This is a genomic window from Parasphingomonas frigoris, from assembly GCF_036663815.1.
GTDB lineage: Bacteria > Pseudomonadota > Alphaproteobacteria > Sphingomonadales > Sphingomonadaceae > Sphingomonas.
The window spans coordinates 89,449-108,625 of record NZ_JAXOJQ010000001.1 but is presented as its reverse complement, the minus strand read 5'-3'; the positions used below and the strand labels follow the sequence as shown (position 1 = coordinate 108,625).

Genomic DNA, 19,177 nt, shown 5'->3' with positions numbered 1-19,177 from the left:
TCAAACTCCCTGCGGTGCGGGCGTGCCGGCACCGGAGTTGTTTTCGGTTTCTTCGACAGGCGTCGCCTCGTGCTGGCCGAACAGCCGACGCACGACGATGAAGAACATCGGCACGAAGAAGATCGCGAGGATCGTCGCCGACAGCATGCCGCCGACCACCGCGCGGCCGATCGCATTCTGCCCGCCAGCACCCGCGCCGGTCGAAATCGCCAGCGGCAGCACGCCGAAGATGAACGCGAACGACGTCATCAGGATCGGTCGCAGCCGCAGCTTGGCGGCGGCCACCGCGGCATCGAACGCGCTCATCCCTTCGCGCATCCGTTCCTCGGCGAATTCGACGATCAGGATGGCATTCTTCGCCGACACGCCGATCGTGGTGATCAGCCCGACCTGCAGATAGATGTCGTTGTTCAACCCGGTCAGCGTCGCCGCAAGCAACGCGCCGAGCACGCCGAGCGGCACCACCAGCAACACCGAGATCGGCACCGACCAGCTCTCGTACAGCGCGGCAAGGCAGAGGAAGACGATCAGCAGCGACAGCGCATAGAGCGCCGGCGCCTGCCCGCCCGACAGCTGCTCCTCATACGACAGGCCGGTCCATTCATAGCCCGTCCCCGGCGGCAGCTTGGCGTGGATTTCCTCCATCGCCTTGATCGCCGCGCCCGAGCTCTGTCCCGGTGCCGGCGCGCCGAGCAATTCCATCGACGACGCGCCATTGTAGCGGTTGAGCTGGCTCGGCGCGACGATCCAGCGCGAGGTGGCGAAGGCCGAGAACGGCGCCATCGTCCCGCTGCTCCCGCGCACATAGAAGTCGCCGAGGTTTTCGGGCGTCATGCGGTAGGGCGCATCGGCCTGCAGGAACACCTTCTTGACGCGCCCGCGATCGATGAAGTCGTTGACGTAGGACGCCCCCCATGCCGAGCTGATCGTCTGGTTGGCGTCGGCCAAGCTGACGCCGAGCGCACCCATCTTGTCCTGGTCGATATCGACCTTGAGCTGCGGCGCATCCTCGAGCGCCTGCGGACGCACCTGGCTGAGCCGCTTGTCCTGCGCCGCCATGCCGAGCATCTGGTTGCGCGCGGCGAGCAGTTTCTCATGCCCGATGCCGCCCGTGTCGGTCAGCTGGAAGTCGAAGCCGGTGGCGTTGCCGAGCTCCTGCACCGCCGGCGGGATGACCGCGTAAATCAGCCCGTCGCGATATTTCGAGAAGGCGCCCATCGCACGCCCGGCGATCGCCTGCGCACGGTTGTCGCTGCCCGACCGCTCGGACCACGGCTTGAGCGCGATGAACGCCAGGCCGGCATTTTGCGACTGCCCGTTGAAGCTGAAGCCCGAGACGGTGAAGGTCGAGGCGACATTGGCTTTCTCGGCGCCCTGGAAGTGGTTGCGCACGACGTCGAGCGCCGCCTCCGTCCGGTTGACGGTCGCACCGGTCGGCAACTGGACGAGCACGATCGCATAACCCTGATCCTCGTCGGGCAGAAAGCCCGAGGGCAGCCGGATGAACAGGAACGCCATCACCGCGACAATCCCGGCATAGACCAGCAGCGAGCGACCCCAGCTGCGACCGACCCGGCCGACGCCCTTGCCGTATTTCTCGGTACCGCGATCGAAGGTGCGGTTGAACCAGGCGAAGAAGCGCCCGAACAGGCCGTTGCCCTGCGGCTTGTCCTTGTCGTGCGGTTTGAGCAAAGTCGCGCACAGCGCCGGCGTCAGCGTCAGCGCGACGAGCACCGACAGCGCCATCGCCGAGACGATGGTGATCGAGAACTGGCGATAGATCACACCGGTCGATCCGCCGAAGAACGCCATCGGCAGGAACACCGCGGCCAGCACAAGCGCGATGCCGATCAGCGCGCTGGTGATCTCGTCCATCGATTTGCGCGCCGCCTCCTTGGGGCTGAGCCCCTCGGTGGTGATCAGGCGCTCGACATTCTCCACCACGACAATCGCATCGTCGACCAGCAGGCCGATCGCCAGCACCATCCCGAACAGCGTCAGCGTATTGATCGAATAGCCCGCCAGCTGCAGGATCGCGAAGGTGCCGAGCAGCACCACCGGCACCGCGATCGTCGGGATCAGCGTCGCGCGCCAGTTCTGCAGGAACAGGAACATGACGAGGAAGACGAGCACCACCGCCTCGATCAGCGTGTGGATGACCTGCTCGATCGACAGTTTGACGAACGGCGTCGTGTCATAGGGATAGGCGACCTTGACGTCGGTCGGCAGCGTCTTGCTGAGCTCGGCCATCCGCGCCTTGACCGCGGTCACCGTGGCAAGCGCGTTGGCACCCGGCGCGAGCTTGATCGCGAAGCCCGATGCCGGCTTGCCGTTATATTTGGTCGAAAGCGAATAATCCTGCGGCCCGATCTCGAGCCGCGCGACGTCGCGCAGCCGGACGACCGATCCGTCGGTCCCCGCCTTGAGGCGGATCGCGCCGAACTCGTCGGGGCTGGTCAGCCGCGACTGCGCCGAGACCGTGGCGTTGAGCAACTGGTCCTTGGGCGCCGGCGACGCGCCGAGCTGCCCGGCCGAGACTTGCGCATTCTGCGCGGTGACGGCGGCCTTTACGTCGCCGATGGTCAACGCATAGCTGTTGAGCTTGAGCGGATCGACCCAGATGCGCATCGCATATTGCGCGCCGAACACCTGCGTGTCGCCGACGCCCGAGACGCGGCTGAGCGGATCCTGGATCTTGGAAGCGATGATGTCGCTGAGATCGCCCGAGCTGTGCGACCCGTCCTGCGAATAAAGGCCGATGATCAGCAGGAAGTTCGCCGCCGCCTTGTTGACGAGCACGCCCTGCTGCTGGACTTCCTGCGGCAGCAACGGTGTCGCCGCCTGCAGCTTGTTCTGCACCTGCACCTGCGCGATGTCGGGGTCGGTGCCCTGCTCGAAGGTCAGCGTGATCGACACGGTACCGGCCGAACTGCTCGTCGACGACATGTAGCGCAGATGGTCGATGCCCTTCATCTGCTGCTCGATCACCTGCGTCGTGGTGTTTTCGAGCGTCTGCGCGTCGGCGCCGGGATAGGTCGCGGTGATCGCGACCGCAGGCGGCGCGATCGCGGGAAATTGCGAGATCGACAGCGACCGGATCGCCAGCCCACCGGCGAGCATCAGGATGATCGCGATCACCCAGGCAAAGATCGGGCGATCGATGAAATAACGAGCCATGGCGTTATTGGCCTTGCGCTGGAGCGGCGGCAGCCGGTTTGGGAGTCCAGCGGACCGGCTTGATCGTCGCGCCTGGCCGCAGCATCGACGTGCCGTCCATGATCACCCGGTCGCCGACCTTGAGCCCGCCGGTCACCAGCCAGTCGGTGCCGATCGTCCGCGGCGCGGTGATCTGGCGCAGCTCGACCTTGTCGCCGGCGCCGACGACCAGCACGGTCGGATTGCCCTTCTCGTCGCGCGACACCGCCTGCTGCGAGACGAGGATCGCCTGCTGCTGGACGCCTTCGACCAGTTCGGCGCGGACATACATGCCGGGCAGCAGCAAGCCTTTTGGATTGGCGAACAGTGCGCGCAGCGTGATCGAGCCGGTGGTCGGATCGACCGTGACGTCGGAGAATTGCAGCTTGCCGGTCAGCGGATAATAGCTGCCATCCTCAAGCTTGAGGCGCACCTGCGCACCGGCCGAGCCGTCGCTGGTCAGCTTGCCCGTCATCATTGCCTGGCGCAGCTTGAGCACGTTGGCGCTCGACTGGTTGATGTCGACATAGATCGGGTCGAGCCGCTGGATCGTCGTCAGCGCGGTCGTCTGGCTGGCGGTGACGAGCGCGCCGACGGTCGAGACCGACCGGCCGATCCGCCCCGAGATCGGCGCGGTGATGCGCGTGCGGGCAAGATCGATCTGCGCGGTCTTCAGCGTCGCTTGCGCGGCGGCGACGTCGGCACCGGCCTGATCGGCGGCCGTCACCGCATTCTCATAGTCCTGCTTGGCGATCGCGTTGATCTTGACGAGGTTGCCATAGCGAGTCGCCAGGGCGCGGGTCGATGCGATCGATGCGCGGGCGCGGCCGACCGCGGCCTTCGCATTGGCGACCTGCGCCTGGTACGCGACCGGGTCGACCTGATACAAGGTCTGCCCGGCACGGACGCTGTCGCCCTCCTGGAAGAAGCGCTTCAGCAGCAAGCCGCTGACCTGCGGCCGAACGTCCGACGTCTCGTACGCCGATGTCCGCCCTGGCAATTCTGTCTTCAGCGTGACCGTCTCGGGCCGCACGACCAGCGTGCCGACCTCGGGAGTCGGCGGCGGCGGCGGCGCACTCTGCCCACAGCCCGCGACCAGCAGAATGGCGCCAAGCGCCGGCGTCCGGAGAAGAAACATTGGGGGGTATCCCGATCGCGTTGGATATGTTAGTGATCATTCACTTACACGTAGATAGGACGCCGCGTGAACTTGGTCAACCCTCAATGGTGCAACGCAGCATGAACGAAGAATCGCGGCCGCGGGTCGACATTCGGCGCGAGAAGGTCGAGCAGGCCGCGCGCGAGCTGTTCATCCGGCGTGGCTTCCATGCCACCGGCATCGCGCAGATCGCCGAGATGTCGGGGATCAAGGTCCAGCAAATCTACCGCGATTTCGCCAACAAGGAGGGGATCGTCGCGGCAATCGTCGAACGCGACGCGGGCACGCTGTTCGATGAAATCCCGCGGATCGGCAGCCGGACGCAAGGGGGTCGCGCGGCGCTGCGCGCCTGGATCGAGCAGACGCTGACGGGCGTGGTCGCCGGGGACCAATCCCCGCTGTTTCTCGAGATTTTCGCCGAAGCATCGCGAAACGCGCGCATCGCCGCGATCCTGCAGGACATCGAACTGCGTGTCCGCCCTGCCTTGATCGAGGCGTTCGTTGGCTTTGCCGGCCCGACGGCGGAACGCCAGCACCTGTCGCGCGTGGCCGATCTGTTCTTTGTGTTCATCGGCGGGATCAGCCAGCGCGCGATCGCCAACCCCGCGCTCGACGTCGCCTATCTCGTCGACATGATGGCCGAGATGATCGAGGCGCAGATCCCGCAATGAGGACTGGCGGGGTGATCGTCCCGCGCACCGCTTGCCGCGTCACGCCAGGCTCATCGTTGGCGCCACCCGCATCGCCTCCGCTGACGGGTAGCACTGGCGCGCGCTATATTCCTTTGTATATGGCAGTCCGACGCCTGCGCGCTTCGCGGGCGAAGGGGGGCGCAGCGTGCAATTCTTGTCTCTTCAGGCTTCGGTTTGCGCGGCGGCGATCGCCGCTGGAATCCCGGCCAGCGCTTTTGCTGCGCCGGTCGATGACGCCGCCGCGTCCGCGCCCGAGATCGTGGTTACCGCACGCCGCCGCACCGAGGATCTCGAGAAAGTCCCGCTCGCCATCTCGGTCGTCGGCAGCGCGCTGATCGACCGGTCCTACACCGTCAACACCAGCCAGCTGAGCCTGCTCGTCCCCGCGCTCAACTACAGCTCGGCCAATCCGCGCAACACCGCCTTCACGATCCGCGGGCTCGGCAGCAGCGTCGTCGCGGTGAGCCAGGCGAATGACGGGCTCGAGCCCGGCGTCGGCTTCTATGTCGACCAGGTCTATCACGCCCGCCCCGCCACCGCCGCGTTCGACTTTTCCGACATCGACCGGATCGAGGTGCTGCGCGGGCCGCAGGGCACGCTGTTCGGCAAGAACACGACCGCGGGCGCGATCAGCATCGCCACCAAGCCGCCGAGCTTCACCCGCGCGATGGAGGCCGAGGTGTCGGTCGGCAGCGACAATCTCGTCCAGGCCAAGGCCTCCGCGACCGGCGCGCTGATCGGCGACACCGTCGCCTTCCGCCTCTCCGCCCTGACCACGCGCCGCGACGGCGTGATCGCCAATGTCCGCACCGGCGCCAGGCAGAATGCGATCGGCAACCAAGCGGTGCGTGGGCAATTGCTGTTCCAGCCGACCGCCGATTTCCAGCTGCGCCTGACCGCCGACTTCACCACTTTCGCGAGCGAGTGTTGCACGCAGGTCTATCTCCGCGTCGGCCAGAGCCTGCGCGCGGCGTCGCGGCAATATCCCGCGCTGGCGGCGCAGTTCAATTACACCCCGCCCAGCACCAACGCCTATGACCGGCTGACCGACATCGACGCGCCGCTCGGCGTCGACACCAACGAAGGCGGCGTCTCGGCGATCGCCGACTGGAACCTCGGCTTCGCCACGCTGACCTCGGTCAGTGCGTGGCGCTTCTGGAACTGGGATGCGGCGAACGACCGCGACTATACCGGCATCCCGGTGCAGATCACCCAGCACATCCCCTCGCGGCAGGACCAGTTCAGCCAGGAACTGCGCCTCGCCTCGAATGGCGAGCATCGTCTCGGCTATGTCGCCGGCCTGTATGTCTTCGACCAGACGATCAGCGGCGAGCCGATCAGCATCTACGGCCCCGCCGCCGCGCGCTATCTGATCGGCACCACCACCGGCACGGGCGCCGCCGCAGTCGCGGTGCCCACCAACCTGCTCGACGGCTATGGCACCGACGGCAGGACGCGGCTGAAGGAAGACAGCTACGCCGCCTTCGCCGAGCTCAACTTCAAGATCTTCCCGCGGCTCACGCTCACCGGGGGGCTGCGCTACACCTATGAGGTGAAGGACGGCGCCTATCGCAGCTTCACCTTCGGCGGGCCGACCGTGACCAACGCCGCCCTGCTCAGCGCGCAACTCGGCGTGCTGCGCGGACAGAGCTACACCGCGCACGACAGCGAGAGCAACCTGTCGGGCCGCGCCAACCTCGCCTGGCAGGCGAACGACCATCTGCTTGCCTATGCGAGCTATGCCCGCGGCTTCAAATCGGGCGGGATCAACCTGTCGGGCCTGCCGCTCGACACCGCCAACCAGCCAATGCTGACCACCGCGGTGATCCGGCCCGAGTTGGACACGACCTACGAGGTCGGCCTCAAGAGCGCGCTGTTCGACCGCCGGCTGGTGTTCAACCTGGCGGGATTCTACACCGACGTGCGCGATTTCCAGGCGACTTTGGTCGACAGTTCGCAGACCGTCGCGCTGCGCGGTTATCTGTCGAACATCCCCAAGGTCACGGTGAAGGGCTTCGAGGCCGACGTCACCGCGACCGTCACGCAGCATTTCCAGCTGCGCGGCAACGTCGCCTACGCGCACGGCACCTATTCCGACTACCCCGCCGGCCCCTGCCCGCTCGAAGTACAGACCGCCGCGACCACCGCGTGCAACCTGACCGGGCGCCCGCTCGCCGGCCTGCCGAAATGGTCGACCACGATCGGCGGCGACTACACGCTGCCGATCGGCACCGCCGCGCTGATCCTGCATGCCGATTCGAGCTGGCGCACCCATTATTATGGCGACCCGACGCTGTCCAAATACACGCTGATCGACGGCTACAATGTCACCAACGCCAGCCTCGCATTGCGCAGCAAAAGCGGGCTCGAGGTCGCACTGTTCGTGCGCAACCTGTTCGATGCGAACTACATCCAGAATCTGACGATCCAGGCGGGCAATTCCGGCCTGATCCTCGCCACGCCGAGCGACCCGCGCGTGATCGGCGTCACGCTACGGGCGCACATCTGAGCAGGACGATCAGTACACGACCACGCTGCGGATGCTCTCGCCGGCATGCATCAGGTCGAAGCCCTTGTTGATCTCTTCGAGCGACAGCACGTGCGTGATCATCGGGTCGATCTCGATCTTGCCGTTCATGTACCAGTCGACGATCTTCGGCACGTCGGTCCGCCCCTTCGCGCCGCCGAACGCGGTGCCGCGCCAGTTGCGCCCGGTGACGAGCTGGAACGGCCGCGTCGAGATTTCCTTGCCCGCCTCGGCCACGCCGATGATGATCGACGTCCCCCACCCACGGTGGCACGCTTCCAATGCCTGGCGCATCACGGTCGTGTTGCCGGTGCAATCGAAGGTGTAGTCGGCCCCGCCATCGGTCAGCGCGACGAGATGCGCGACGAGGTCGCCGACGTCCTTCGGGTTGACGAAGTGCGTCATGCCGAACTTGCGGCCCCATTCCTCGCGGTCGGGGTTGATGTCGACACCGACTATCATGTTGGCGCCCGCCATCCGCGCGCCCTGCAGCACGTTGAGCCCGATCCCGCCCAATCCGAACACGATGATGTTGTCGCCGACCTGAACCTTGGCGGTGTTCACGACCGCGCCGACGCCAGTCGTGACGCCGCAGCCAATGTAGCAGCTCGTCTTGAACGGCGCGTCCTCGCGGATCTTCGCGACCGCGATCTCGGGCAGGACGGTGAAGTTCGAGAAGGTCGAGCAGCCCATGTAATGAAAGATCGTCTCGCCCTTGTACGAGAAGCGCGAAGTGCCGTCGGGCATCAGCCCCTTGCCTTGCGTCGCGCGGATCGCGGTGCACAGGTTGGTCTTGCCGCTGAGGCACGACTTACACTGGCGGCACTCGGGGGTGTAGAGCGGGATGACATGGTCGCCCGGCTTGACCGAGGTCACGCCCGGCCCGACCTCGCGCACGATGCCGGCGCCCTCATGCCCCAGCACGCTCGGGAACAGCCCCTCGCTGTCGAGCCCGTCGAGCGTGTAGGCGTCGGTGTGGCAGATGCCCGTCGCCATGATCTCGACCAGGACTTCGCCCGCCTTGGGCCCTTCGAGATCGAGCTCGACGATCTCGAGCGGCTGCTTGGCGGCGAAGGCGACGGCGGCGCGGGTTTTCATGGGACTTCACTCCTCGAATCTGTCGCGCCTGCCTTAAGACGACCAAGCGACGGGTCAACCAGCGACGGCATCCGCCGCATCACCAGCGCGACCCCGAGCGTCGCCACGCCCATCATCCCGATCACGCCCGGCACGTCGCTGCCGAGCGCGATCATCACCGTCGCGACGAGCACCACCGCGACGGTGACGAGCGAATTGACGATGTTGTTGGCCGCGATCACGCGCGAGCGCTCCGCCGCGACCGTCGCGGTCGAGAGGATCGCGTAGAGCGGGACGATGAACATCCCGCCGGCAAAGGATATGCCCGCCAGCCCGACCAGCACATGCCAGCTGCCCGGCGCCTGAACGAAGCGCGCGATGTCGAGCCCGACGGCGTGGCTGCGAAACGCGCTGGTCGACAGCCACAGGTCGATCAGGCACGCCCCCATCAGCGCCGCCGACAGCGGCACGTAGCGCGCCGAAACCTCGCCCTTGAGCAGCCGGTTGACCGCAATCGATCCGATCGCGATCGAGATCGAGAAGACCAGCAGGAACAGCGTCACCACACCCTGCGTCCCGCCAAGCTTGCCGCTCACCAGGGGCGCGAATTCGGACACCAGCACCGCGCCCGCCGCAAAGAACCAGCTGATCCCGAGGATCGCGAGCCATACGCCCGGCGCACGGCTCGCGGTGCGCAGGATGTCGCGCGTGCCCTTGATCACGTTCCAGTCGATGTGATGCCCGCGGCCCGACGGCGGCGCCGACGGGATCAACAGGCTGGCGCCGAGCCCGACCCCCGCCAGCACGGTCGCCGCGAGCCCTGCCTCCCACGGCGGCACCAGCCCCGCCAGCAACTGCCCGCCGAGGATCGCGAGGAACGTCCCCGCCTCGATTAGCGCGGTGCCGCCCATCATCTCGTGCGCGCCCAGATGCTGCGGCAGGATCGAATATTTGACCGGCCCGAACAGCGTCGAATGCAGCCCCATCAGGAACAGGCAACCGAGCAGGATCGCGATCGAATCGATCCAGAAGCCCAACAGCCCGAGCGCCATGATCGCGATCTCGGCGGTCTTGACCCAGCGGATCAGGATGCGCTTGTCGATCGCGTCGGCAATCTGCCCGGCGAGCGCCGAGAAGAGGAAATAGGGCAGGATGAAGATGCCGGTCGACACCGTCGCCAGCATCTCGCCGCTGAGCGCGCTCTGGTTCGCCCCGAAATTGGCGAGGAACAGCAGCGCGAACTTCAGCACATTGTCGTTGAACGCGCCCAGAAACTGGACGACGAAAAGCGGGCCGAAACGGCGCGTCGCCAGCAGCGAGAAGTCGGGGGAAGACATCCCCCGACGTTCTACGCTGCGACGCGGTTAGGCAAGCGCCGGGCTAGAGGAACAACTTGCGGATCGAGAGGCGCACCGTGCGGCCGAGCGGATTGAGATAGCCCGGCTGGTAGGCGATCGGCGTCGTCCCGGTCGCGTCGGTCACGCGCTGGCGCGAATCGAACAGATTGTCGACCGACACCGCGACGCGCATCCCCGTCATCCACGGATGCTTCTTGACCAGCTCGAGCCGCTGCCCGAGGTCGCCGAACAGCCGCACGCCGACCGTGCCGAGATCGGAGAAGCGCAGCGTCTGCGGGTTGCCGACCGTCCCGCCATTGACGGTCGTCGCGCTCTGCCAATTGGCCGACATGCGCACGCCGATGCCGTTGTTGCTGTAGCCCGCCTGGCCCTCGAGCTCGTGCCGCGGCGATCCGCCGCTCGATCCGACCGCATCGCCGTTGAGCAGGTCGAGCGCCGGCCCGCCCTGCTGGACGAGCACGCGATCGGTGAAGTGCCACGTGTGGTACAGCGCGAACTGCAGGCGGCCGCCGCCACCGCCACGCCCGCCGCCGAAACCGCCGAAGCCGCGACCACCGCCGCCCCCGCCGCCGGGCCCGCCCGGACCGGCACCGGGCCCACGACCCGGCCCGTCACCGCCCGGCCCGCCACCGCCCGGCCCACCGGGAGCACCGCCACCGCCACGCTCGGCACGCGCCTGCGCGATTTGCCGCGCCATCCCGGCGGGCACCTTGAGCCCGGCGAACGGATTGGGCCCGGTGCCGGCGCGCCATGCCTCGATCTGCTTCTGCAGCTTGGACTTGAGCGCCATCGAGAAATTGACGCCCCAGCGCAGTTCGGACCGACTGCTCTCGGCAAAGTTTATCGGCCGCGAATCGATCTGCAGAAGATTGCCGCCGGCATCGCGTAGGAAGCGCGTTGGAAACGCCCGCTCGATCGCCGCGCTCGCGGTCGGGAAGCCGACGATCGGATTCTCGGTCCGTGCATTGATGTAGCTGCCCGAGAAGGTCAGCTCCTTGGTGCTCCACGGCTTGAGGTTGAAGCTGATCTTGCGCGTGTGGCTGCTGCTCGCGATCAAATTGGGGTTGCCGCCCGAGATCGTCGTCACCAGCGCATTCTGCCCGAGGACGTAATCGAACACCGGCACGTTGGGCGTGACGATCTGCGGGTTTCCGAGCTGCGTCGCACTCGGCGCATTGTCCTGGTCGGTGACCGAGGCGATGATCCGCAGCGGCACGATCGGCGACCAGTTGAGGCCGTAGCCGACCGTCGTCAGCGTACCGAAATCGGAGAGATGGTTGACCGCGACGTTACCGTTGACCGACAGCGTGCCGACTGCGGCGAGCACGTCCTTGGCGCGGCTGGTCAACGGCACGTCGACGTTGAGCTGCCCGTTGGCGATCTGGCGCGAGACCGCGCCCGTGCTGGTCAGCCCGGCACGATACGACCGGCTGGTGAAGTCGCTGACCGTACCGCCGACATGCACGCTGGTCGAAATGTCGCCTGCGGGCAGCATGAACAGGCTGCCGTTGACCAGCGCATCGACCTGCCCGACGTCCGAGGTCGAAGAGCCGCGATTGCCCGACAGCGTCCCGATCTGCGAGACACCCAGCGCGCCGTAAGGATTCGCGGTCGGATCGTTGGCGTTGAGCCGACCCTGGAAGCCACGCGGATCGAGCCCGCCATCGGTGAAGGTCTCCGACTCGCTATGATCGTACGCTCCTGTGAGCGACCATTGCCACTTGCCGAGCGCCCCGTTGAAGGTCGTGCCGAGATGCGCCGCGATCGCCGAATTGGTCTGCTGGATCGGACGGAAATCACCGTCGAGCGTGCGGCGGACGGTGGTCGTGTCGAGCGACGTCGCAAACGGGTTGCCCGCCGGCACCGTCAGCGTCGTCGTCGGCAGGCCCTGCATGCCGGTCGTGTCGCTCGCCGACAGCGTCGCGTTGAGCGTGCCCGAGATGTTGCCGAAGCTGCGCGCATAGGTCGTGTTGGCGTTGAACGTCCGCCCCGACGGCAGCAGCGTGCGATATGGCGTCTGGTCGGTCGGATCGGTCGCGACGGTCGTCGCGGTGCCGGTGCGCGGCGTCGAGACGATCCCGCGCTCATTCTCGGTCAACGCGCTCGACGCCTGATATTCGAGGTGGAGGTTGACGCGCCCCTTGTTGGCGATCTTGAGCAGGTCGAGCTCGGCCTGCGGCGAGTTGCGCCCGCCCTCGGTCGCGAGCCGATCCGACAATTCGACCGTCGCCGCGCGGAAGCGGCGGCGCAGCACGATGTTCACGACCTTCTGGTCGGCGGCATAGCCATATTTCAGCGCGACTTCCTCGGGCAGGATCTCGACCCGCGCGATCGCTTCGGTCGGCAGATCGCGGATTTCCGAGAAGCCCGAAATGCGCTTGCCGTCGAGCAGCACGACCGGCGCGCCGCCACTGCCGCGATCGCTGCGGATCTGCGGCGCGAGTTCGGTGAGCAATTCGGTGATCGAGCTGACCCCGTAGGAGCGCACGTCGGCCGGCCCGAAGGTCTGTTCGGGCGGGATGTCGCCAATTACCGAGCCCTGCGGCTTGGTGCCCTGCACGACGATGTCGGGGCCGTCCTCGCCTTCGTCGCTGGCAGGAACGCTCGCCGGCGCGGGCGTGGTCGGCTTGGGCGCGGGGGTAGCCTGCTGCGCCATGGCCAGCGCTGGGGTCGCCGCGAGCGCGAGCGTCAGCAGGGTCGTCGTTCGAATCATTATCTTCCCACATTCTGTTTTGCAGTCCCGGCTAACCTCCGTCTGTCGCAAGAGTATGCCGAAACCAGGATGCTGGCGCTTGCCCGGCGGCGCGCGTACGGATTGCGCATGAGCGAAGACCGATTCGAACGCCACCGCCAACCCTGGACGACCGACGAGATCCAGAAGCTCCACACGCTGGCCAAGAAGGGCATGGCGTTGAAAGCGATTTCCAAGGCGCTGAAGCGCAGCGAGGAATCGACCAAGGATCGCGCGAAGGCCGATGGACTGACGATCGCCAAGCTGCGCTGAATGCTGCATCGCGGCATTTGCCGTGATATGGCCGTTCCGAGACAGTTGATAAGCCTGCGGAACAATCGCTACTAGGCGGCGTTTGGCGTCGGTTGCGCAAGGTATCCACCGTGCGCCAACCTCCCTCGAAGCGGTGGACGTACATGGTGGTTCGGTTTCTTCCCCTGCGCGCAGTCGGCCTTCTCGGCAGCGCGGCGCTAGTGCTCGGTGGGTGCGGCGCGAGCACCAAGACGAAGAGCGGGCGCGGCGCCGACAAGGGCCCGCCCGAAGTCGGCTACATCGTCATCCAGCCGAGCAGCGTGCCGATCGTCACCGAACTCGCCGGCCGCACCGCCGCCTATCAGAGCTCGGAAGTCCGCCCGCAGGTGTCTGGACTGATCCGCCGCCGCTTCTTCACCGAAGGCTCGCTCGTCCAAAAGGGCCAGCCGCTCTACCAGATCGACCCGCGCCTCTATCGCGCGTCCGCCAACGAGGCGAGCGCCAACGTCGCCAGCGCCGCCGCCAATGCCGAAGCGACCCGCGTCAAGGCCGAGCGCTACAAGCCGCTCGCCGAGATGCAGGCCGTCGCCAAGCAGGATTATACCGACGCCGCCGCCGCCGCACGCCAGGCCGCTGCCGCCGTCCGCCAGAGCAAGGCCGCGCTCGATACCGCGCAGATCAACCTGCGCTTCACCACCGTCCCCGCGCCGATCACCGGGCGGATCGGGCGGACGCTGTTCACCGAAGGCGCGCTGGTGACCGCGAGCCAGACCGATCCGCTGGCAACGATCCAGCGACTCGATCCGATCTATGTCGACATCCAGGAAGCGAGCGCCGACCTGCTGCGCCTGCGCCGTGCGCTCGCCTCGGGCGGCGCGGTGGCGACGCGCGCCGACGTCCGGCTGAAGCTCGAGGACGGTACCGACTATGGCCTGGTCGGCGATGTCGCCTTCTCCGAGGTCGTCGTCGACACCGCGACCGGCACAGTCACGCTGCGCGCGCGCTTCCCCAATCCGCAGGGGCTGTTGCTGCCGGGCATGTTCGTCCGCGCGCGCTTCGCCCAGTCGATCAACCCCAACGCCTTCCTCGTGCCGCAGCAGGCGGTGTCGCGCGACGCCAAGGGCAATGCGACGGTCTATGTCGTCGCCCCCGATGGCAAGGGGGGCTACAAGGCGACGCAGAAGTCGGTCACCGCGACCACCACGCAGGGCACCAGCTGGATCGTCACCGCCGGCCTCAACCCCGGCGACAAGATCATCACGCAGGGCGTTGGCAAGGTGAAGGTCAACCAGACGATCAAGCCCGTCTCCGCCGACACGCCGCAGACGATCAAGTCGCCCAAGTCCGGCGACACGACCTCAAAGAAGAACTGAGTCCGCCCCCGTGATCTCGCGTATCTTCATCGACCGGCCGATCTTCGCCTGGGTCATCGCCATCATCATCATGCTGGCGGGGGTCGGCGCGATCTACACGCTGCCGGTCGAGCAGTTCCCCGATATCGCGCCGCCCAACGTCAACATCCGCGCCAACTATCCCGGCGCATCGGCCGAGACGCTCGAAAATTCGGTCGCGCAGGTGATCGAGCAGCAGCTGACCGGCATCGACGGCCTGCTCTATTTCAGCACCAGTTCCTCGTCGAAGGGATCGGTGACGATCTCGGCGACCTTCGCCAAGGGCACCGACCCCGACATCGCGCAGGTCCAGGTCCAGAACAAGGTCCAGCAGGCCCTGTCCCGCCTGCCGCAGCAGGTGCAGCAGCAGGGCCTGACCGTCACCAAGTCGAACCCCGACTTCCTGCTGATCGCCGCGATCTACGACACGACGGATCGCACCACCAACCAGGACGTGTCGGACTATCTCGTCTCGAACCTGCAGGACACGATCGGCCGCATCAAGGGCGTCGGCGACATCAACGTGTTCGGCGCGCAATATGCCATGCGCATCTGGCTCGATCCCAACAAGCTCGCCAGCTACAGCCTGATCCCGAGCGACGTCACCACCGCGATCACCGCACAGAATGCCGAGGTCGCCGCAGGCGAGATCGGCGGCGTACCCAACAACCCCGACCAGGTGCTCGACGCCACCGTCACCGCGCAGTCGCGCCTGTCGACCCCCGAACAGTTCCGCGCCATCGTTCTCAAGACGCAGCCCGACGGGTCGGCGGTCCACCTGTCGGACGTCGCGCGGATTGAGCTCGGCGCCGAAAGCTACAATGTCACCAGCCGCGTCAACGGCCATCCCGGCGCGGGCATCGCGGTCAGCCTCGCCCCCGGCGCCGACGCGCTCAGCACCGCCGAACTGGTCAAGGCCGAGATCGAAAGCGCATCGAAGAACTTCCCGACCGGCTATGCCTACAGCTTCCCACAGGATTCGACCTCGTTCATCAAGCTGTCGGTCGAGGAGGTCGAAAAGACGCTGATCGAGGCGATCATCCTCGTCGTCATCGTCATGTTCGTCTTCCTGCAGAACTGGCGCGCCACGCTGATCCCGACGATCGCGGTGCCGGTCGTGCTGCTCGGCACCTTCGGCATCTTCTCGCTCGCCGGCTTCTCGATCAACACGCTGACGCTGTTCGGGCTCGTGCTCGCGATCGGCCTGCTGGTCGACGATGCGATCGTCGTGGTCGAGAATGTCGAGCGTCTCATGGAGGAAAATCCCGACATGAGCCCGCGCGACGCGACGATCCAGTCGATGGACGAGATCACCGTCGCGCTGATCGCGATCGCGCTCGTCCTGTCGGCGGTGTTCCTCCCGATGGCGTTCTTCGGCGGCTCGACCGGCGTGATCTACCGCCAGTTCTCGATCACGATCGTCTCGGCGATGGTGCTCTCGGTGGTCGTCGCCCTCGTTCTCACCCCTGCCCTCACCGCGACGCTGTTGAAGCGCAAGCAGGACATGAAGCAGGGCGGTTGGGTCGCCCGCAAGACCCAGCCCGCCAAGGACTGGTTCAACAACGGCTTCGAGCGGATGGTCGATCGCTACGGCAATGCGGTGGCCAAGGTGGTCGACCGCAAGTGGCTCTTCCTGCTGATCTACGCCGGCGTCGTCGCGCTCCTCGCGCTCATGTTCGTGCGGCTCCCGACCGGCTTCCTGCCGACCGAGGACCAGGGCATCGCGCAGATCCAGTACAATCTCGCGCCCGGTGCGACGCTCAACCAGACGCGCCAGGCACAGCTCCAGATCGAGAAATATTTCGCCGGCCCCGAGTCGAAGAACGTCGCCGGCTATCTGACCGTCGCGGGCGGCGGCAACGGCGGCGGCGGGCAGAATGCCGGACGCGGCTTCGTCGCCTTCAAGGACTGGGCCGATCGCAAGGGCGTCGAGAACGGCGCCGACGCGATCACCCAGCGCGCGACCAAGGCCTTGAGCGGCCTGCGCGACGTCGAATTCTACGCGACCGTCCCGTCGGCGGTGCGCGGCCTCGGCCAGTCGAACGGCTTCACGATGGAGCTGCTCAATTCGGGCGGGCTCAGCCGCGAGAAGTTCAAGGCGGCACGCGATTCGCTGCTCGCCGAAGCCCGCGCCGACAAGACGCTCGCCGCGGTGCGCCCGACCGATCTCGACGACCAGCCGACGCTCCAGGTCAGCCTCGATGCGCAGAAGCTGAGCACGCTCGGCCTCACCCAGGCCAACGTCAATTCAACGCTCTCGACCGCGTGGGGCGGCTCCTACGTCAACGATTTCAACGATCGTGGCCGCGTGAAGCGCGTGTATGTCCAAGGCGATGCGCCCTATCGCGCGTCGCCCGATAATCTCGCCTTGTGGTACGTGCGCGGATCTACCGGCGCGATGACCCCCTTCTCGGCCTTCGCGACGACGAACTGGAGCAAGGCCGCACCGACGCTGGCGCGCTTCTCGGGTGTGTCGTCGTACGAATTCTCGGGTCAGGCCGCCCCCGGCCAGAGCTCGGGCACGGCGATGGACAAGATGGCCGAGCTCGCCGCGAAATATCCCGGCACGAGCGTGGCGTGGAGCGGTCTGTCCTATCAGGAGCGGCTGTCCTCGGGCCAGGCGCCGTTCCTCTATGCCATCTCGCTGCTCGTCGTCTTCCTATGCCTCGCCGCGCTGTACGAGAGCTGGACGATCCCGATAGCGGTGCTGTTGGTCATCCCGCTCGGCCTGGTCGGCGCGATCTTCGCGGTGACGCTGCGCGGCCTGCAGAACGACGTTTACCTGCAGATCGGCCTGCTCACCACGATGGGCCTCGCCGCCAAGAACGCGATCCTGATGATCGAGTTCGCCGAGCAAGCCGAGAAACAAGGCAAGCGCGTGATCGACGCCGCGCTCGAGGCTGCGCGGATCCGACTGCGCCCGATCCTGATGACCTCGTTCGCCTTCATCTTCGGCGTGCTGCCGCTGGCGATCTCGACCGGCGCCGGGGCGAACAGTCGCGTCGCGATCGGCACCGCGGTGATCGGCGGGATGCTGACCGCGACGATCCTCGCGATCTTCTACATCCCGCTGTTCTTCGTGCTCGTCCGCCGCGGCACGCGCGACGTGTTGAAGAAATTCCATCACGACAAGCCGCACGACGAGCAGCCGCCCGCCCAACCCTCCGGCCATCCGGAGCCGACCGCATGATCCGCAAGACCGTCACGCTCGTCTCGCTCGCCGCGCTGTCGGCCTGCTCGCTCGCGCCCAAATATGTCCGGCCCGAGCTGCCGGTGCCGCCGAGCTGGCCGGTCGGCGACGCCTATCTCGCGCGCAGCGAGTCGACATTGGCGAGCGTCAACTATCGCGACATCCTCCGCGATGCGCGGCTGCAGAAGATCATCGAGCAGGCGCTGGACAACAATCGCGACCTGCGCGTCGCCGCGGCCAACATCGCGATCGCCCGCGCGCAATACCGCATCCAGCGCGCCGAGCTGCTGCCTGAGGTCAACGCTTCGACGAGCTTCACCCATCGCGACTCGGGGAGCCGCGGGACGAATTTCGGCACCGGCACCGGCACCAACCCCGGAACAGGAACCGGAACCGGAACCACGGTCGGCACGACAGGTGGCGGCGCCACCAACAACTTCTCCGCAAGTCTCGGCATCACCGCCTTCGAGATCGACCTGTTCGGCCGGGTCCGCTCCCTGACCACCGCCGCGCAGAACCGCTATTTCGGCACCGAAGCCACCGCGCGGGCCACGCGCCTCACGCTGGTCGGCGACATCGCGACGGCATGGCTTACCTATGCCTCGGACCAGAGCCTGCTCAAGATCGCGCGGGATACCGCGGCAAGCGCACAGCGCAGCGTCACGCTGACCAAGGCGCGGCTCGACGGCGGCGTCGCGCCGCGCACCGATCTCGCGCAGGCGCAGATCATCCAGCAGACCGCGCTGTCCGATCTCGCGGCGCAGACCACCGCGGTCGCGCAGGACGTCAACGCACTGCAATTGCTGGTCGGCGCGCCGGTCGATCCGAGCCTGCTCCCCGCAACGATCGAGGAGGCCGCGCCGACCATCGCCGAACTCCCCGCCGGGCTCGACTCCGGCATCCTGCTGCGCCGCCCCGACGTCGTGCAGGCCGAATATGAGCTGCGCGCGGCCAATGCCGAAATCGGCGCCGCGCGCGCCGCTTTGTTCCCGACGATCTCGCTGACCGCGCTGGCGGGCCTCGCCAGCAGCTCGCTCGGCAATCTGTTCACCGGCGGCGCGTTCAACTATTCGGTCGCGCCGAGCGCCAGCTACCCGATCTTCCGTGCCGGTGCCGGTCGCGCCGGAGTCGTGCAATCGCGCGCGCAGTTCGATTCGGCACTGGCGACCTATGAAAAGACGATCCAGACGGCGTTCAGCGAAGTCGCCGACGCACTCGCGCGGCGCGGCACGATCACCGCGCAGCTCAATGCGCAACGCGCGCTGACCGCCGCTTCGAGCGACAATTACACGCTGTCGGACGCGCGCTACCGCGGCGGGATCGACACCTTCCTGCAGAGCCTCGATGCGCAACGCTCGCTCTATTCGTCGCGTCGCAGCCTGATCTCGACCCAGCTGACCGCCGCGACCAACCTCGTCACGCTCTACCGCACGCTGGGGGGCGACGCGACGCTCGACGTCGGCCCGGCCGGCCCCCGCCCGCAGCAGCCCTGACGACGCTCAGCCGCGCGTTCGCGCCTGCAGCAACGAAGAGGTGACAAGTCCCGGCGCGCGTGGCAGCTTTTGCGCGTTGGCGGCGTTTGGCGTTCGATCGACAGGCTTGGGG

The 19,177-nt window shown here is 66.9% G+C and carries 11 protein-coding genes; 6 read left to right on the top strand and 5 right to left on the bottom strand.

What is annotated here, in order from left to right:
- Positions 1-3,177 carry an efflux RND transporter permease subunit gene (locus U1872_RS00475; RefSeq protein WP_332790923.1) on the bottom strand — a complete coding sequence of 1,059 codons (3,177 nt, stop codon included), beginning with the start codon at positions 3,175-3,177 and terminating at the stop codon, positions 1-3.
- Between the two features lie 4 nt (positions 3,178-3,181).
- Positions 3,182-4,333 carry an efflux RND transporter periplasmic adaptor subunit gene (locus U1872_RS00470; protein ID WP_332790922.1) on the bottom strand — a complete coding sequence of 384 codons (1,152 nt, stop codon included), beginning with the start codon at positions 4,331-4,333 and terminating at the stop codon, positions 3,182-3,184.
- Positions 4,334-4,434: 101 nt separating this feature from the next.
- Here U1872_RS00470 and U1872_RS00465 point away from each other — a divergent pair, with 101 nt between their 5' ends.
- The gene (locus U1872_RS00465; RefSeq protein WP_332790921.1) at positions 4,435-5,025 is read left to right on the top strand and encodes a TetR/AcrR family transcriptional regulator; all 591 of its coding nucleotides are present in this window, start codon (positions 4,435-4,437) and stop codon (positions 5,023-5,025) included.
- 166 nt (positions 5,026-5,191) lie between these two features.
- Positions 5,192-7,555 (top strand): TonB-dependent receptor, encoded by a 2,364-nt coding sequence (locus U1872_RS00460; protein WP_443025294.1) that lies wholly within the window; start codon positions 5,192-5,194, stop codon positions 7,553-7,555.
- 9 nt (positions 7,556-7,564) lie between these two features.
- Here the strand turns inward: U1872_RS00460 and U1872_RS00455 are convergent, their stop codons facing one another.
- Genes U1872_RS00455 through U1872_RS00445 form a run of 3 tightly spaced genes read right to left on the bottom strand, consistent with a single transcriptional unit; the run spans position 7,565 to position 12,721 of the window.
- Positions 7,565-8,671 carry an S-(hydroxymethyl)glutathione dehydrogenase/class III alcohol dehydrogenase gene (locus tag U1872_RS00455; RefSeq protein ID WP_140848795.1) on the bottom strand — a complete coding sequence of 369 codons (1,107 nt, stop codon included), beginning with the start codon at positions 8,669-8,671 and terminating at the stop codon, positions 7,565-7,567.
- Positions 8,668-9,987: an MFS transporter gene (locus U1872_RS00450; protein ID WP_332790920.1), complete on the bottom strand. Its 1,320-nt coding sequence runs from the start codon at positions 9,985-9,987 to the stop codon at positions 8,668-8,670. The genes U1872_RS00455 and U1872_RS00450 overlap by 4 nt, the downstream gene beginning before the upstream one ends.
- 43 nt (positions 9,988-10,030) lie before the next feature.
- Positions 10,031-12,721, bottom strand: a complete 2,691-nt coding sequence (locus tag U1872_RS00445) for a TonB-dependent receptor (protein WP_332790919.1) — start codon at positions 12,719-12,721, stop codon at positions 10,031-10,033.
- Positions 12,722-12,829: 108 nt separating this feature from the next.
- Here U1872_RS00445 and U1872_RS00440 point away from each other — a divergent pair, with 108 nt between their 5' ends.
- The 4 genes from U1872_RS00440 (at position 12,830) to U1872_RS00425 (ending at position 19,065) form a co-directional block, all read left to right on the top strand.
- On the top strand, positions 12,830-13,012 hold the full coding sequence (locus tag U1872_RS00440; RefSeq protein ID WP_277970908.1) for a hypothetical protein: 183 nt from the start codon (positions 12,830-12,832) through the stop codon (positions 13,010-13,012).
- Between the two features lie 143 nt (positions 13,013-13,155).
- Complete coding sequence (locus tag U1872_RS00435) at positions 13,156-14,364, top strand: efflux RND transporter periplasmic adaptor subunit (RefSeq protein ID WP_332790918.1); 1,209 nt, start codon at positions 13,156-13,158, stop codon at positions 14,362-14,364.
- A gap of 10 nt (positions 14,365-14,374) precedes the next feature.
- A complete protein-coding gene (locus U1872_RS00430) occupies positions 14,375-17,572 on the top strand; it encodes an efflux RND transporter permease subunit (RefSeq protein ID WP_332790917.1) in 3,198 nt (1,065 codons plus the stop codon).
- Entirely contained in the window at positions 17,569-19,065 is a 1,497-nt protein-coding gene (locus U1872_RS00425; protein WP_332790916.1) for an efflux transporter outer membrane subunit, read from the top strand. The genes U1872_RS00430 and U1872_RS00425 overlap by 4 nt, the downstream gene beginning before the upstream one ends.
- Positions 19,066-19,177 lie beyond the last annotated feature (112 nt).

What these genes read in the sequence shown, in the direction of transcription:
- U1872_RS00475 (WP_332790923.1), bottom strand. Translation starts at nt 3,177, where the DNA reads ATGGCTCGTTATTTCATCGATCGCCCGATCTTTGCCTGGGTGATCGCG.
- U1872_RS00470 (WP_332790922.1), bottom strand. Translation starts at nt 4,333, where the DNA reads ATGTTTCTTCTCCGGACGCCGGCGCTTGGCGCCATTCTGCTGGTCGCG.
- U1872_RS00465 (WP_332790921.1), top strand. Translation starts at nt 4,435, where the DNA reads ATGAACGAAGAATCGCGGCCGCGGGTCGACATTCGGCGCGAGAAGGTC.
- U1872_RS00455 (WP_140848795.1), bottom strand. Translation starts at nt 8,671, where the DNA reads ATGAAAACCCGCGCCGCCGTCGCCTTCGCCGCCAAGCAGCCGCTCGAG.
- U1872_RS00450 (WP_332790920.1), bottom strand. Translation starts at nt 9,987, where the DNA reads ATGTCTTCCCCCGACTTCTCGCTGCTGGCGACGCGCCGTTTCGGCCCG.
- U1872_RS00445 (WP_332790919.1), bottom strand. Translation starts at nt 12,721, where the DNA reads ATGATTCGAACGACGACCCTGCTGACGCTCGCGCTCGCGGCGACCCCA.
- U1872_RS00440 (WP_277970908.1), top strand. Translation starts at nt 12,830, where the DNA reads ATGAGCGAAGACCGATTCGAACGCCACCGCCAACCCTGGACGACCGAC.
- U1872_RS00435 (WP_332790918.1), top strand. Translation starts at nt 13,156, where the DNA reads ATGGTGGTTCGGTTTCTTCCCCTGCGCGCAGTCGGCCTTCTCGGCAGC.
- U1872_RS00425 (WP_332790916.1), top strand. Translation starts at nt 17,569, where the DNA reads ATGATCCGCAAGACCGTCACGCTCGTCTCGCTCGCCGCGCTGTCGGCC.